The sequence below is a fragment of the Jiangella anatolica genome (assembly GCF_003236295.1).
Taxonomy (GTDB): domain Bacteria; phylum Actinomycetota; class Actinomycetes; order Jiangellales; family Jiangellaceae; genus Jiangella; species Jiangella anatolica.
Genome location: NZ_POTW01000136.1, coordinates 1 through 14,644 on the forward strand (window position 1 = coordinate 1; position 14,644 = coordinate 14,644).

General features: G+C 73.5%; 16 protein-coding genes. 5 read left to right on the forward strand and 11 right to left on the reverse strand.

Translation table 11 applies throughout. The features are described from left to right. The 3 genes from C1I92_RS30985 to C1I92_RS30995 form a co-directional block, all read right to left on the reverse strand. Positions 1–380 (reverse strand): nucleoside deaminase (locus tag C1I92_RS30985; protein WP_111258491.1); only part of this gene is annotated, 380 nt, incomplete at its 3' end. 9 nt (positions 381–389) lie between these two features. After that, positions 390–1,586, reverse strand: coding sequence for an RNA polymerase sigma factor (locus tag C1I92_RS30990; RefSeq protein WP_111258492.1), 1,197 nt, complete (start codon positions 1,584–1,586; stop codon positions 390–392). Positions 1,587–1,598: 12 nt separating this feature from the next. Continuing rightward, positions 1,599–1,979: a YciI family protein gene (locus tag C1I92_RS30995; protein WP_111258493.1), complete on the reverse strand. Its 381-nt coding sequence runs from the start codon at positions 1,977–1,979 to the stop codon at positions 1,599–1,601. 252 nt (positions 1,980–2,231) lie between these two features. Between C1I92_RS30995 and C1I92_RS31000 the strand changes: the two genes are divergently transcribed. Together C1I92_RS31000 and C1I92_RS31005 are read left to right on the forward strand one after the other, a co-directional pair. Continuing rightward, positions 2,232–2,525 carry a hypothetical protein gene (locus C1I92_RS31000; RefSeq protein WP_111258494.1) on the forward strand — a complete coding sequence of 98 codons (294 nt, stop codon included), beginning with the start codon at positions 2,232–2,234 and terminating at the stop codon, positions 2,523–2,525. Next, entirely contained in the window at positions 2,522–2,839 is a 318-nt protein-coding gene (locus C1I92_RS31005) for a hypothetical protein (RefSeq protein ID WP_146605350.1), read from the forward strand. The genes C1I92_RS31000 and C1I92_RS31005 overlap by 4 nt, the downstream gene beginning before the upstream one ends. An 11-nt stretch (positions 2,840–2,850) precedes the next feature. On the opposite strand, the gene C1I92_RS31010 is transcribed toward C1I92_RS31005, so the two are convergent. The 6 genes from C1I92_RS31010 to glnA are packed head-to-tail and all read right to left on the reverse strand — an operon-like array spanning position 2,851 to position 9,033. Then, the gene (locus tag C1I92_RS31010; protein ID WP_111258496.1) at positions 2,851–5,859 is read right to left on the reverse strand and encodes a bifunctional [glutamine synthetase] adenylyltransferase/[glutamine synthetase]-adenylyl-L-tyrosine phosphorylase; all 3,009 of its coding nucleotides are present in this window, start codon (positions 5,857–5,859) and stop codon (positions 2,851–2,853) included. 26 nt (positions 5,860–5,885) lie between these two features. Beyond that, a complete protein-coding gene (gene crcB / locus C1I92_RS31015; RefSeq protein WP_111258497.1) occupies positions 5,886–6,239 on the reverse strand; it encodes a fluoride efflux transporter CrcB in 354 nt (117 codons plus the stop codon). Further along, a complete protein-coding gene (locus C1I92_RS31020) occupies positions 6,236–6,574 on the reverse strand; it encodes a DUF190 domain-containing protein (protein WP_111258498.1) in 339 nt (112 codons plus the stop codon). The genes crcB (C1I92_RS31015) and C1I92_RS31020 overlap by 4 nt, the downstream gene beginning before the upstream one ends. After that, a complete protein-coding gene (gene crcB, locus C1I92_RS31025) occupies positions 6,571–6,981 on the reverse strand; it encodes a fluoride efflux transporter CrcB (RefSeq protein ID WP_111258499.1) in 411 nt (136 codons plus the stop codon). The genes C1I92_RS31020 and crcB (C1I92_RS31025) overlap by 4 nt, the downstream gene beginning before the upstream one ends. 8 nt (positions 6,982–6,989) lie before the next feature. Next, positions 6,990–7,691 carry a type 1 glutamine amidotransferase gene (locus tag C1I92_RS31030; protein WP_199521767.1) on the reverse strand — a complete coding sequence of 234 codons (702 nt, stop codon included), beginning with the start codon at positions 7,689–7,691 and terminating at the stop codon, positions 6,990–6,992. A gap of 4 nt (positions 7,692–7,695) precedes the next feature. Continuing rightward, the gene (gene glnA, locus C1I92_RS31035; RefSeq protein ID WP_111258506.1) at positions 7,696–9,033 is read right to left on the reverse strand and encodes a type I glutamate--ammonia ligase; all 1,338 of its coding nucleotides are present in this window, start codon (positions 9,031–9,033) and stop codon (positions 7,696–7,698) included. 71 nt (positions 9,034–9,104) lie between these two features. On the opposite strand from glnA, the gene C1I92_RS31040 reads away from it, so the two are divergent. Further along, positions 9,105–11,084: an NAD+ synthase gene (locus C1I92_RS31040; protein WP_111258500.1), complete on the forward strand. Its 1,980-nt coding sequence runs from the start codon at positions 9,105–9,107 to the stop codon at positions 11,082–11,084. A 78-nt stretch (positions 11,085–11,162) separates the two neighbouring features. Continuing rightward, positions 11,163–11,999: a 3-methyl-2-oxobutanoate hydroxymethyltransferase gene (gene panB, locus C1I92_RS31045; protein ID WP_111258501.1), complete on the forward strand. Its 837-nt coding sequence runs from the start codon at positions 11,163–11,165 to the stop codon at positions 11,997–11,999. A 1-nt stretch (position 12,000) separates the two neighbouring features. Here panB and C1I92_RS31050 read toward each other — a convergent pair whose 3' ends face one another. Next, a complete protein-coding gene (locus tag C1I92_RS31050) occupies positions 12,001–12,840 on the reverse strand; it encodes an SDR family NAD(P)-dependent oxidoreductase (protein ID WP_111258502.1) in 840 nt (279 codons plus the stop codon). Between the two features lie 113 nt (positions 12,841–12,953). Between C1I92_RS31050 and C1I92_RS31055 the strand changes: the two genes are divergently transcribed. Beyond that, the gene (locus tag C1I92_RS31055) at positions 12,954–13,496 is read left to right on the forward strand and encodes a PadR family transcriptional regulator (protein WP_111258503.1); all 543 of its coding nucleotides are present in this window, start codon (positions 12,954–12,956) and stop codon (positions 13,494–13,496) included. A gap of 45 nt (positions 13,497–13,541) precedes the next feature. On the opposite strand, the gene C1I92_RS35400 is transcribed toward C1I92_RS31055, so the two are convergent. Continuing rightward, on the reverse strand, positions 13,542–14,644 hold a 1,103-nt coding region (locus tag C1I92_RS35400), incomplete at its 5' end, for an Ig-like domain-containing protein (protein ID WP_267896777.1).

Here is a 14,644-nt window from a genome sequence, read left to right on the forward strand (position 1 = left end):
GGGGCGGGCGGGAGGCCCCAGGCGGACCGCCAACTCACCAGCTGGGCGCTCGACGCGGCGTAGACGATGCGGCCGAGGCCGGCCCAGCCGTGGGCGGCAGCGCACATGGGGCAGTGCTCGCCGGACGTGTAGACGGTGGCGGCGGGACGCTCGGCGGCCGGAAGATTGCGGATCGCCCACTGGGCCAGCTCCAGCTCCGGGTGCGCCGTCGGGTCGGCGGTGCTCGTCTCGCGGTTGTGGCCCTCGGCCAGCACCGTCCCGTCGCGGCCCACCAGCACCGACCCGAACGGGTCGTCACCGCCGGCGAGGGCGGTCTCCGCGAGCTCGACACAGCGCGCCAGGTGGGCGGCGTCGGCGGGGTACTCGTCAACGTGCGTCATTGCGGCAGCCTATCGGCGTCGCAGCGTCTCGCTCTGGCCGCGGAGGAACCGCCGTTCGGGCTCGCTCCGGGCCAGCTCCGCGGCGCGTTCGTAGGCCGCCGCGGCCTCCGTCCGCCGCCCGAGCCGTCGCAGCAGGGAGCCGCGGGCGGCGTGCCACAGGTGGTAGCCGGCCAGCTCACTGCCGAGCTCGTCCAGCAGGCGCAGGCCTTCGACGGCTCCCTGGACCTCGGCGACGGCGACGGCGCGGTTCAGTGCCACGACAGGGGTCGGCATGACGGCGATCAGCCGGTCGTAGAAGCGGACGATCGCCGCCCAGTCCGTCTCCTCGTAGCGGCTCGCCGCACAGTGCAGCGCCTGGATCGCGGCCTGCAGCTGGAACGGCCCGAGCCGGCGTCGGCGCAGGCAGTCCAGCACCAGCGCCTGTCCCTCGGCGATCAGCGCGCCGTCCCAGCGCGACCGGTCCTGATCCCTCAGCAGGACCACGTCCTCCCTGCCGCGCGCCGGCAGGCGTGCGTCGCTGAGCATCAACGCCAGCAGACCGGCCACCTCCGGTTCGTCGGGCAGCAGCGCGGCCAGCAGCCGGGTCAGCCGGACGGCCTCGGCCCGCAGGTCGTGGCGGCCGGCGCCGTCCGCGCCCGCGTTGTAGGCGAGATACAGCACCTCGAGCACCGCCCGCAGCCGGCCCGGCAGCTCGGCGTCGTCGGGCACCCGGTACGGGATGCGCGCGGCCTTGATCTTGAACTTCGCCCGCACCAGGCGCTTGGCCATGGTCTCCTCGCCCACGAGGAACGCCGACGCCACCTCCGCCGGCGTGAGCCCCGCGACGAGGCGCAGCGTGAGCGCCACCTGGTGCTCGACCCGCAGGGCGGGATGGCAGCAGGTGAAGATCAGCCGCAACTGGTCGTCGCGCATCGGCTCCGACGTCTCCGGATCGGCTGCCGCCGTGGGGCCGTCCCGGCCGATCTCCGCGGCCAGCTCGCGTCCGCGCCGGTTCCGGCGGACGACGTCGATGGCGCGGTGCCGTGCGGTCGTGACGATCCAGCCGGCCGGGTTGTCCGGGACGCCGTCGCGCGGCCACCGGTCCAGGGCGGTCACGAAGGCGTCCTGGACGGCGTCCTCGGCCAGGCCGAGGTCGCCGAAGAGCCGGGTCAACGTGGCCACGGCCGGCCCGTGGGCCACGCGGAAGGCCCGCTCGACGTCGTCCATGCGCCGGCGCCGTCAGTGGCCGTCCTCGAGGCGTCCGGTGGCCCGGAACGGCCGCACCTCGATGTCGTGGTTCGTGGCCTCCACGACCTTCTCCGCCCACGCCAGCGCGGCGTCCAGGTCCTCGGCGTCGATGATGTAGAAGCCGCCGACGTGCTCCTTGGCCTCGACGAACGGCCCGTCGGTGGTGATCTTGTCGAGGCCGGTGCCGCCCCTCACGACGGTGGCCGCGTCGGGCCCGTGCAGTGCGCCGCCGAACACGAACGCGCCGGCCCGGTCCATCTCCTCCTCCAGCGCGATCACCCGGCCCATGAACGCCCGCATCTCCTCGGGCGTGGCCGGCGCGCCCTGGACGCTTCCCTCCGCCTCGTACACCGACAGCAGGTACTGGCTCATCGGACACTCCTCGACTCGACTGCGCGGGACCGTCCCGCTCCGACCTACTGACGAACGACGATGGCACGATCAGGACAGCTCCCCTACGCGAGCCCGACCGAGCCGTGAGCGCCGCCCTTCAGCCCCGCCCCAATTTGCCCCGATTTGTCGCATATCGCCCGCGGGCCAGGGTACGGGCAGCGAGACCCTCGCGTTGCACCCGATCCGGGCCGGCAACGCGCCACTGTCCGCCAGACCGTCGGGAGGCCCATCATGACGACGCCCCCACCGCAGACACCCTGTCCGATCCTGCACCTCGAGCTCGGCCCGCTGGATCTGAACCTGCTCGGGCTGCGCGTGCAGCTCAATCAAGTCGTCCTCGACATCACCGCCATTCCGGGTCCGGGCAACCTCCTCGGCAACCTGCTGTGCGCCATCGCCGGGCTGCTCGACGGCGTCGACCTCGGCAGCACGCTCGGCCGCCTGCTGCAGGGCCTGATCGACGCGCTGATCCGGCTGCTCGAAGGGCTCGGCGGCGGCACGGCCACGGCACCGGCGCGGCCGTGATGACCCACCCGGGCCACGACGAGCAGGGCCGCCTGGACGAGCCGTCGCTCGAGGCGGCGACGGCCGATCTGGAGCGGATCCGGCAACGACTGCGGGCCGCCGCGAAGGGTGACGCCGACGCCGACGACGTCAAGGATGCCGTCGAGACCTACTGGCACGACCACGAGGCCGTCCTGCGCACCGCAGCCGCGTCGCTCACCGAGGAGGTCCGCCTCCAGGCGCTGAGCGAGCTCTACCGCTGGCGGGAGCAGCTCGACACCCAGCTGCGGCGCGGGCCCGAGCCCGGGACGGCCGAGCCACGCGAACCGGACTGAGCGAGCCCTCGTCAGCGGACGTCGTCGTAGAAGAGGCGCTCGACGACGGCGCGGGCCTTGCGGGCGCGACGGTGGAAGTCGTCGACGAAGACGGCGCTCTCGCCGGCGGCGTAGCCGAGCACGCGCGAGACCGCGGACAGCGTCTGCGGGTCCTTCGGCAGCATGTCAGACGGCCGGGCGGTGACGAGCACGGTCGCGTTGCGGATCCGGCCGGCCTGCCGCCATGCGTCGACCAGCACCGCCCGGTCGTCGTCGTCCAGCAGCCCGGCCGACACCGCCGCGGCCAGCGCGCCCGGCGTCGACGTCGTCCGCAGCGCCGGCACCGACGCCGCATGCCGCAGCTGCAGTAGCTGGGCCGTCCACTCGACGTCGGCCAGGCCGCCCGGACCCAGCTTGAGGTGCGTCGACGGGTCGGCGCCGCGGGGCAGCCGCTCGGACTCGACCCGCGCCTTGATCCGCCGCACGTCGCGCAGCTGAGCATCGGACAGGCCCGCCGTCGGCCACCGCAAGGGGTCGATCAGCGCCTCGAACCGGCGCAGCAGCTCCGGGTCGCCGCAGCACGGCGCCGCCCGCAGCAGCGCCTGCCGCTCCCACACCTCGCCCCACCGGTTGTAGTAGGCGGCGTAGGAGGCCAGCGTCCGGACCAGCGCCCCCTGCTTGCCCTCGGGCCGCAGCGCCGCGTCGACGGTCAGCGACGGCTCCGGCGAGGGCAGCGACAGCAGCCTGGTCAGCTCGTTCGCGACGGCGAGCGCGGCCGTCGCCGCCTCGGTCTCGTCCTCGTCCGGGTACGGCGTGTGCACGAACAGCACGTCGGCGTCGGACGCGTACCCCATCTCGCGGCCGCCGAGCCGGCCCATCGCGACGACGGCCAGCCTGGTCGGCAGCGGGGCGCCCCGAGCGGCCTCGACGGCGCGGGTGGCGGCGGCCAGCGCGCCGGACAGCGTGGCCTCGGCGATCACCGTCAGCGCCTCGCCGACGTCCTCGACGGGCGCGCCGGCGGCGAGGTCGGCGACGGTCACGCGGAACAGCTCGCGTCGCCGCATCGCCCGGACGACGCCGATCGCGTCGACGGGGTCGTCGTGGCGCTGGACGCCGGCCAGCACCTCCTTCTCCAGCGGGCCGCGCTCGCGCAGCCGCAGCGCGTCGTCGTCGCCGAGCATCGCGACCGCCTCGGGCGCCCGCAGCAGCATCTCCGTCGCGTACCGGCCCGACGCCAGCACGCGGGCCATCCGCTCGGCCGCCGCGCCGTCGTCGCGCAGCAGCCGCAGGTACCACGGCGTCGTGCCGAGCGCGTCGCTGACCTTGCGGAACCCGGCCAGCCCGGTGTCCGGCTCGGGCGCGTCGGCGAACCAGCCGAGCAGCACCGGCAGCAGCGTCTTCTGGATCGCGGCCCGCCGCGACACGCCCGTCGTCAGCGCCTCGATGTGCCGCAGCGCGCCGGCCGGGTCGGCGTAACCCAGCGCCCGCAGCCGGGCCAGCGCCGCCTCCGGGCTGAGCCGGACGCCGTCGCCGGGCAGCCGCGCCACGGCGGACAGCAGCGGCCGGTAGAACAGCTTCTCGTGCAGCCGCCGCACCTCGCGGGCCTGCTGATGCCAGACGTCGACGAGCTCGGCCGGCTGCTTGAGCGCCAGCGACCGGGCGAGGATGCGCAGTTGCTCGTCGGAGTCGGGGACGACGTGCGTGCGGCGCAGCCCGCGCAGCTGGATGCGGTGCTCGAACGTGCGCAGGAACCGGTACGCGGCGTCGAGGACGGCGCCGTCGTCGCGCCCGACGTAGCCGCCGGCGGTCAGCGCCGCGAGCGCGCCGAGCGTGTTGCCGTCATGCAGGCTCACGTCGGCCCGGCCGTGTACGAGCTGCAGCAGCTGGACGGCGAACTCGACGTCACGCAGCCCGCCGGGACCCAGCTTGAGCTGACGGTCCGCGTCGGCCGGGCGGATGTGGTCCTCGACCCGCCGGCGCATCGCGTGCACGTCGTCCACGAAGCCGTCTCGCCCGGCCGCCGTCCACACCATCGGGGTGACGGCGTCGAGATACTCCTGGCCGAGCGCGCGGTCGCCGGCCACCGGACGGGCCTTGAGCAGCGCCTGGAACTCCCACGTCTTCGCCCAGTCGCGGTAATAGGCGGCGTGGCTGGCGACGGTGCGCACCAGCGGGCCCCGCTTGCCCTCGGGCCGCAGCGCCGCGTCGACCGGCCAGATGGTGCCCTCGCCGGTGTAGACGGAGCAGGCCCGCATCAGGGCTGTGGCCAGCGTCGTCGCGGTCGTGAGCCAGCCGGTGGCGCCGTCGGGGTCGTCGGCGGGCGGCTCGGCGACGAACACGACGTCGACGTCGGAGGCGTAGTTCAGCTCGTGGCCGCCGGCCTTGCCCATCGCGATGACGGCCAGCCGGCAGTCCGGCGCGCCGTCCGGGAGCCCGGCCCGGGCGACGGCGAGCGCTGCCTCCAGCGTCGCGCCGGCGAGGTCGGCCAGTTCGGCGGCGACGGCGGCGACGTCCAGCCGGTCGGCGAGGTCGAGCGCGGCCAGCGTCGTGACGTGGCGCCGGTACGCCACCCGCAGCGCGTCGAGCAGCTCGGCCTGCTCACCTACGGCGACGGGCGCCGCGGCGGCCGGGTCGGCGCCCACCGCCGTCAGCAGGGTCGCGCGGACGGCCTCGGCGCCGGGCCGGTCGCCGGGATCGAGGTCGCCGAGATCGCGCCAGTGGTCCGGGTGCCGGCACAGGTGGTCGGCCAGCGCCGAGCTGAACCCGAGCACGGCCAGCAGCCGGCGCCGGTGCGGTGAGTCCTCGGCCAGCATGTCGCGCAACTCGGCCCGTCGCGGCTCGGTCTCCAGCGACTCCAGCAGCCGGCCGAGCCCGCGCAGCCCGAGATCGGGGTCGGCGACGACGCCGAGAGCGGCGATCAGGTCGGCGCCGGCGTAGTCGGCCAGCAGCGGTCCGTCCAGCTCCCGCTGCGCCGCCACCGAGTCGGCGAACCCGGCCTTGGCCAACGACGCGACGCGGCCCTCCGTCCGGTTCACCGCCATGTAACAAACCTACCCGGCGGCTCCGATCACCACGCCAGGGTCCAGCCCAGGGCGGCGGCGCCCAGCCCGGCGCCCACGCTCACCAGGACGTTCGCCACGCCGCGGGACCAGGCGCCGTCCTCGAGCAGGCGCAGCGTCTCGTAGCCGAACGTGCTGTAGGTGGTCAGGGCGCCGCAGAAGCCGGTGCCCAGCAGCGCGACCAGCTCATCGTCGACGGACGGTGAGCCGAGGACCAGACCGAGGATGAACGAGCCGGCCACGTTCACCGCCAGGGTGCCCCACGGGAAGGCGCCGTCCAGCCGGAGCTGGATCCAGCGGTCGACGACGTAGCGCAGCGGCGCGCCGACCGCGGCGCCCGCGGCCACCAGCAGCACCGTCACGGCGTGCGGCCCACGTAGCGGACCACCTCGACGTCGGCCAGCGTGATCAGGCCCTCGCTGACCAGCGGCGCGATCTCGTCGACGAACCGGCGCACCGCGTCGGCCCGGTCGACGATCACGACGGCGATCGGCAGGTCCTCGGACAGGCTGAGGATGCGCGTCGTGTGGATGTGGTTGGACGCGCCGTATCCCTCGATGCCGCGGAACACGCTGGCGCCGGACATCCCGGCGGCGTGCGCCCGATGCACGATCTCGGTGTACAACGGCCGGCCGTGCCAGGTGTCGTTCTCGCCGACGACGATCGTCAGCCGTTTCGCGGGCCCGTCCAGGGTCATGCCCGTCTCCTTCCGCGCAGGGCCCGGGTGACCGCGGTCCCGAGCCAGACCGCCAGCAGCGCCAGCACCGGCGTCACCAGGACGTACGTCAATGCCGCGGCCCCTCGGCCTTCGGCCAGCAGCCGCTGCGTGTCGACGGCGTACGTCGAGAACGTCGTGTACCCGCCGAGCACGCCGATGCCGAGGAACGGCCGCAGCAGCCGGTGCGGCGCGGTGAGGTCCAGCAGCACCGCCATCAGCACGCCGATCAGCAGGCAGCCGGACACGTTGACGGCGAGGACGGCCCACGGCCAGCCGGTCGCCGCGTCCGGCTGCAGCGACACCAGCCCGTGCCGGGCCAGCGAGCCGAGCACTCCCCCGGCGGCGATCACCGCGAGCACCGGCGCCTGCCGCCGCAGCCTGGACATGCGTCTCCCTAGGTGCGGACCACCGACGCGGTCTCGACGGCGCGCGCGAACCGGGTGGCCAGCTCACGTCCGGCGGCGACGACCTCCGCGTCGCGGTCCACCAGCTCACGCACCACGGAAGCGGGGTCGACGTCGGGCAGCTCGCGGGCCCAGCCGGCGAACGTCGGCGCGGACACCTCCGGATGGAACTGGACGCCCCACGCCGCCGCGCCCACCCGGAAGGCCTGGTGCGGATACATCGCCGACGACCCGAGCCAGACCGCGCCCGGCGGCAGCTCCACGACGGCGTCGGCGTGCATGCTCGGCCCCGGGAACGGGTCGGAGAGCCCGCCGACCAGCGGATCGTCGCCGGCCTCCGGACGCCAGTGGACGTCGACGACGCCGGACTCGCGGCCCGGCGACGCGCCGACGTCGACCCGTCCGCCGCACGCCACCGCCAGCAGCTGCGCGCCCAGGCAGATCCCCAGCGTCGGCGTCCCGTTCCCGGCGGCAGCGGCCAGCAGCGAGCGCACCGCCGGCAGCCACGGCGCGGCCTCGTCGGCGTAGGCGTCCACCTGCCCGCCCAGCACGATCAGCCCGTCACCCGGCGTCGACGGGACCGCGTCACCGGCATACGGCCGCAGCACCCGCACCGGTGCGCCGGCCTCGGACAGCCAGCCGCCGAAACGGTCCAGCGGGCAGCCTGGCTCGTGCTCGACGACGTCGATCACGGGATCACATCACCGGCAACATCTTGGCCCGCTCGAACGCGGTGACCTGCAGGCTGTACTCGTTCCACTCCGCCCGCTTGTTGCGCAGGAAGAACTCGAAGACGTGCTCGCCCAGCGTCTCGGCGACCAGCTCGGAGCTCTCCATCGCCTGGATCGCCTCGTCCAGCGACGCCGGCAGCGGGTCGATGCCCATGGCCCGGCGCTCGCGGTCGGTCAGCGCCCACACGTCGTCCTCGGCGCCCGGCGGCAGCTCGTAGCCCTCCTCGATGCCCTTGAGCCCGGCCGCGAGGATGACCGCGTAGGCGAGGTAGGGGTTGCACGCGGAGTCCAGCGAGCGGAACTCCACCCGCGCCGACTGGCCCTTGTCGGGCTTGTACATCGGCACCCGGACCAGGGCGGACCGGTTGTTGTGACCCCAGCAGACGTAGGCCGGCGCCTCGCCGCCGCCGCGCAGCCGCTTGTAGGAGTTGACCCACTGGTTGGTGACGGCGGTGATCTCCGGCGCGTGCTTGAGCAGCCCGGCGATGAACGAGCGCGCCGTCTTGGACAGCTGGTACTCCGCGCCCGGCTCGTGGAAGACGTTGCGGTCACCCTCGAACAGCGACACGTGCGTGTGCATGCCCGACCCCGGCCAGGCGGTGAACGGCTTGGGCATGAACGACGCGTACAGGTCCTGCGACAGCGCGACCTCGCGGACGACCGCCCGGAACGTCATCAGGTTGTCGGCCGTGGCCAGCGCGTCGGCGTAGCGCAGGTCGATCTCCTGCTGGCCGGGCGCGCCCTCGTGGTGGCTGAACTCGACCGAGATGCCCATGTCCTCGAGCATCGTGATGGTGTCGCGGCGGAAGTCCTGCGCGATGCCGTGCGCCGTGTGGTCGAAGAAGCCGCTGGCGTCGACGGGGACCGGCTCGTCGCCGCCGGACGGCTGGTTCTTGAAGACGAAGAACTCGACCTCGGGGTGGGTGTAGAAGGTGAAGCCCTGCTCGGCGGCCTTGCTCAGCGCCCGCTTGAGCACGTGCCGCGGGTCGGCGTAGGACGGCGAGCCGTCGGGCATGAGGATGTCGCAGAACATCCGGGCCGTCCCGTTGGAGCCGCCGCGCCACGGCAGCACCTGGAACGTCGTCGGATCGGGCTTGGCCAGCATGTCGGCCTCGTAGACGCGGGCGAACCCCTCGATGGCCGAGCCGTCGAAGCCGATGCCCTCGGAGAACGCGTTCTCCAGCTCGGCCGGCGCGACGGCGACGGACTTGAGGAATCCGAGCACGTCGGTGAACCAGAGCCGGACGAACCGGATGTCGCGCTCTTCGAGCGACCTGAGGACGAACTGCTGCTGCTTCTCCACGGCGCCAGTCTGCCCCACCGGTGTGTCCGCCGGGTAGCTGGTCGGTGTCCTCGCGTGACTAAGCTCGGATCGTGCCGCAGATCAGAATCGCGCTCGCTCAGGTGAACCCGACCGTCGGTGCGCTGGAAGGCAACGCGGATCTCGTGGTCCGCATGACCAAGCACGCCGCCGCCCAGCACGCCCACCTGGTCGCCTTCCCCGAGATGATGCTCACCGGCTACCCGGTCGAGGACCTCGCGCTGCGCGCCTCCTTCGTCGACGCGTCCCGGACGGCGCTGGAGAAGCTGGCGGTCCGGCTCGACGCCGAGGGGCTGGGCGCCACCGCCGTCGTCGTCGGGTACCTGGGCCGTGACGACGCGACGGCGGGCGAGGCGCGGCTGGGCCGGCCGAAGGGGTCGCCGCAGAACGCCGTCGCCGTCCTCTACGGCGGCCGCGTGGTCGCGCGGCAGGCCAAGCACCACCTGCCCAACTACGGCGTGTTCGACGAGGCCCGCTACTTCGTCCCCGGCGACCACCTCGGCGTGTTCCGGCTGCACGGCGTCGACATCGCGCTGGCGATCTGCGAGGACATCTGGCAGGACGGCGGGCCGGTCTCGGTCGCGCGGGAGGCCCGGGCCGGGCTGTTGCTGGTCGTCAACGGATCGCCGTACGAGCGCAACAAGGACGACGTCCGCCTCGACCTCGCCCGCCGCCGGGCCGCGGCCGCACAGGCCACGCTGGCCTACGTCAACATGGTCGGCGGCCAGGACGAGCTGGTCTTCGACGGCGACTCGCTCATCGTCCGCCCCGACGGCGAGCTGCTCGCCCGCGCGCCGCAGTTCGAGGAGGGCTGCCTCGTCGTCGACCTGCAGCTGCCCGACGCGGTCGCGCCGGCGCCGGGCCCGTGGGGCATGACGCAGGAGCGGGTCGCCGGCTTCGCCGTCCACCGCACCACGCTGACCACCGCGCCGCTGCCCGCGTACACGCCCGATCCGGGCGCGCTGGCGCCGCGGCTGTCCGACCTCGCCGAGGTGTACGCGGCCATGGTCACCGGGCTGCGCGACTATGTGCGCAAGAACGGCTTCTCGTCGGTGGTGCTGGGGCTGTCCGGCGGCATCGACTCCGCGCTGGTCGCCGCGATCGCCGTCGACGCGCTGGGCGCTGAGAACGTGCACGGCGTCTCGATGCCCAGCTCGTACTCGTCCGAGCACTCGAAGTCCGACGCGAACGACCTCGCCGAGCGGACCGGGCTGCGCTTCCGGACCGTCCCGATCGCGCCGATGGTGCGCGCGTTCCTCGACAACCTCGAGCTGACCGGGCTGGCCGAGGAGAACCTGCAGGCCAGGGTGCGGGGCATGACGCTGATGGGGCTGTCGAACCAGGAGGGTCACCTCGTCCTGGCCACCGGCAACAAGACCGAGCTCGCAGTCGGCTACTCCACCATCTACGGCGACGCGGTCGGCGGGTACGCGCCGATCAAGGACGTGCCCAAGACGCTGACCTGGGAGCTGGCCCGCTGGCGCAACGCGACGGCGGTCGAGCGCGGCGAGACGCCGCCGATCCCGCAGGGCTCGATCGACAAGCCGCCGAGCGCGGAGCTGCGGCCCGGCCAGCTCGACTCCGACTCGCTGCCCGACTACCCGCTGCTCGACGACATCCTGTACCGGCACCTGGAGCAGGACATCGACGCGACCGAGCTGCAGGCCGCCGGGTTCGATGCGGACCTCGTCGCGAAGGTGCTGCGCATGGTCGACACCGCGGAGTACAAGCGGCGCCAGTACCCGCCCGGCCCGAAGATCACCATCCGCAACTTCGGCCGCGACCGGCGGGTGCCGATCACCAGCGCGTGGCGGGAGACGCCCGAGATCACGGCTGCCCCCGCCGCCGCCCCCGAGGCTGCTCCCGGGTCGGTCGACGAGCCGGCGCCGGCGCCCGCCGCGGAGCCGGCGCCGGCGCCCGCCGCGGAGCCGGCGGCCGCACCCGTCGAGGCGCAGGCTGCGGAGCCGCCGGTCCAGCCCGCCGAGCCGCGGCCGACCGCGCAGGAGCTGCCGCCACCGCCGCCACCGCGCTGACGGCGCCCGTCCGTGGGACAATCGGAGGTGTTAGGGGACCCGGCCACGGGCCTCGAGACACACTCAAGGAGTCCTGCGATGACGCACGAGACCGTCCCGTTGTACGGCGGCAAGCTGTCCCGCCGGGTCAGCATCCGTGACCTGCGCACGGCCAAGGAGCGCGGCGAGCGCTGGCCGATGCTGACGTCGTACGACATGTACACCGCCGAGATCTTCGACGCCGCCGGCATCCCGGTGCTGCTGGTCGGCGACTCGGCCGGCAACAACGTCTACGCACACGCCGACACCGTCCCGGTGACCGTCGACGAGATGATCCCGCTGGCCCGCGCCGTCGTGCGGTCCACCAGCCGGGCGCTGGTCGTCTGCGACCTGCCGTTCGGCTCGTACCAGCAGGGCCCGGAGCAGGCGCTGGAGACGTCGATCCGGATCATGAAGGAGACCGGCGTCCAGGCGGTCAAGTTCGAGGGCGGCCTGCCGGTGGTCGAGTCGGTGCGGCGCATCGTCGAGGCCGGCATCCCGGTGATGGCGCACGTCGGGTTCACGCCGCAGAGCGTCAACGCGCTGGGCGGCTACCGGGTGCAGGGCCGCGGCGCCGACGCGGACCGGCTGATCGAGTCGGCGCTGGCGCTGGAGGAGGCCGGCGCGTTCGCCGTCGTGCTGGAGATGGTGACGCCGCAGGTCGCGGCCGAGGTGACGAAGCGGCTGTCGATCCCGACCATCGGCATCGGCGCCGGCCCGGACGTCGACGCCCAAGTGCTGGTCTGGCAGGACATGGCCGGTCTGCGCGAGGGCCCGCTCCCCCGGTTCGTCAAGCAGTACGGCGACCTGCGCGGCGCGCTCACCGACGCGACCAAGGCCTTCGCCGACGACGTCGTCAGCGGGTCGTTCCCGGCCGAGGAGCACACCTACCACTGAGTCAGAGCCCGAAGGTGCGCGCGACCAGCCGGTCGCGCAGGCCGGCGGGCAGGTGCGAGACCAGGCGCAGCAGCCTGACATCGCCGGTCGCGGCGTACCAGCGCCGCGGCCGGCGGGCCTCGACCGCCCGGACGATCGTGGCGGCGACCTTCTCCGGCGGGTGGCTGCGCTGGTTCGCCGACGCCTTCTCGACCGCCGCGAGCTGCTGCCGGTAGAGCGCGACCCGGCCCGGGTCCGCGTCGTCCAGCGCGGAACGGGCGGCGGCCTCGGCCTTCGCGAAGATCGGCGTCGTGGTGGCCCCCGGCTCGACCAGGACGACCGGGATCCTCCACGCCGCGAGCTCGCCGCGCAACGCGTCCGAGAGCGACTCGAGCGCCGCCTTGCTCGCGCCGATCGGGCCCAGGAACGGGACCGGCACCCACGCGGTCGGTGCGCTGACGTTGACGATGCGGCCGGCGCCGGCCCGCAGCAGCGGCAGGAGCGCCTGGGTGACGTAGGCGGGGCCGAACGTGTTCACCTCGAACTGGCGGCGCAGCTCCTGAGGCGGGACGAGCTCCAGCGGGCCCTGCACGATGACGCCGGCGTTGTTGACGACGGCACGCAGCCCGGCCGCTCCGACGTCGTGGGCGACTCTCTTCGCCGCCAGCGCGACGCCGTCGGGGTCGGTGACGTCGAGCTCGACGACGCGAACGCCCTTGATGCCGGCGATCGCGCTCGCGCTCGCGGCGTCACGGACCGCCGCGAACACCGTCCGGCCGCGCTCGGCCAGCGCCCGGACCGCGGCCGCCCCGATGCCGCCGTTGGCGCCCGTCACCAGGATGGCGCCCTTGTTCTCGGCCATGCTCGTTTCCTCACCTGTCTTCAAGGACATGTACCTTAGGACATGTCCGAGTATTCACGTGGCCGGAGGGACATGTCAAGATGGGGCGCGACCGGTGAACGAGAGGGGCGGCGATGTCGCTGCGGCACGGCCTGCTGGGACTACTCGCGGAGGGCCCGGCCAGCGGCTACGACCTCGCCGGCCGGTTCCAGGAGCTGCTCGGCACGGTGTGGCCGGCCCAGCACCCGAAGATCTACGCCGAGCTGGGCAAACTCGCCGACGACGGCCTGATCGAGGTCGACTCCGTCGGCGCACGCGGCCGCAAGGCCTACCGCATCACACCCGAGGGCCTCGCCGAGGTCCGCCGCTGGCTCACCGCCACCGACGTCGATCACACGATGCGGCTGCAGGCGCTGCTGCGCTCGGTGTTCTTCTGGCTCATGCCGCCAGACGACCTGCGCCGGCACCTCCAGGCCGAGGCGGCGTACTACCGGCAGGCCGCCGACTTCTACCGCGGGATCGCCGCCGCCAAGGACCGCGGCGACTACGGTGACAGCCCGCCGACGCAGGCCATCAGGATCGCCGCCGAGGCCGGGATCCGGCTGCACCAGGCGCTCGCCGACTGGGCCGAGTGGGCCCAGACCGCTCCCCTCACCACCGACGAGGACGGTAGCTAGGGCCGACGACGCCTGACAGCGGACTCGGCCGTCCAGGGGTCGCGATCAGGACAGCCGGCGCCGGCCTGCAGCGGCCACGAGGCCCGCGCCAACGAGCCCCGCCCCCGTGAGCAGCCACAACGGGAGCGCGACACCGGTGTCTGGGAGGTCATCGTCACCGTCATCGGATCCCTGCTCGTCGGCGCCGGAGGCCCCGCCGTCCCCGGACTCGTCGCCGCCCGGCGTGTCGTTGCCGTCGGTTCCGTCGTCGCCGCCGGGGCTCTCGTCGCCCACAGCGCCGTCGTCGTCGCCGGGCGGGTTCGACGCCGTGACGTGCACGGTGACCGTCGCCCGATCGGCGCTCAGCGGGCCGATTCCGTAGCCGAAGGTGATGTCGCCGGTGAAGCCGTCGTCGGGGGTCAGGGTGAAGCCGCCGCCCTGGTCGCACGTCAGCTCCGCGTCGTCGGGCTGGTCGCAGGTGACCACGAGCTCGTACCCATCGGGCAGGTCGTCGTTGGCCAGCACGCCGGGATCATCGACCTGCAGCACCTCGCCCTCGACGACGCTGTACTCGTCGTCGCGGAGGGTGAGCGGCAGTTCGGTGACGACGGTCACCGTCACGGTCGCCAGGTTCGAGATGCACCGCGCCGCCGGCGTGCCAGGCAGGTCGAGGATGCAGTACTGGAACGACGCCGTACCCGACGCGTCGACCGGCACCTCGTAGTCGATGCCGCCATCGGCGCGCAACGTCAAACCCTCAGGCGGCGTCGTCTGCCACTGCACCACCGCACCAGGAGCGATGTTCTCGTCGTTCACCAGCACCCCAGGAGCCGGCAACTCGAACGTCGTCCCCGCCACCACCTCGATGCTGTCATCCACCAGCACCGGCGATGCGATGTGCACCGTCACCGTCGCCAGGTTCGAGATGCACCGCGCCGCCGGCGTGCCAGGCAGGTCGAGGATGCAGTACTGGAACGACGCCGTACCCGACGCGTCGACCGGCACCTCGTAGTCGATGCCGCCATCGGCGCGCAACGTCAAACCCTCAGGCGGCGTCGTCTGCCACTGCACCACCGCACCAGGAGCGATGTTCTCGTCGTTCACCAGCACCCCAGGAGCCGGCAACTCGAACGTCGTCCCCGCCACCACCTCGATGCTGTCATCCACCA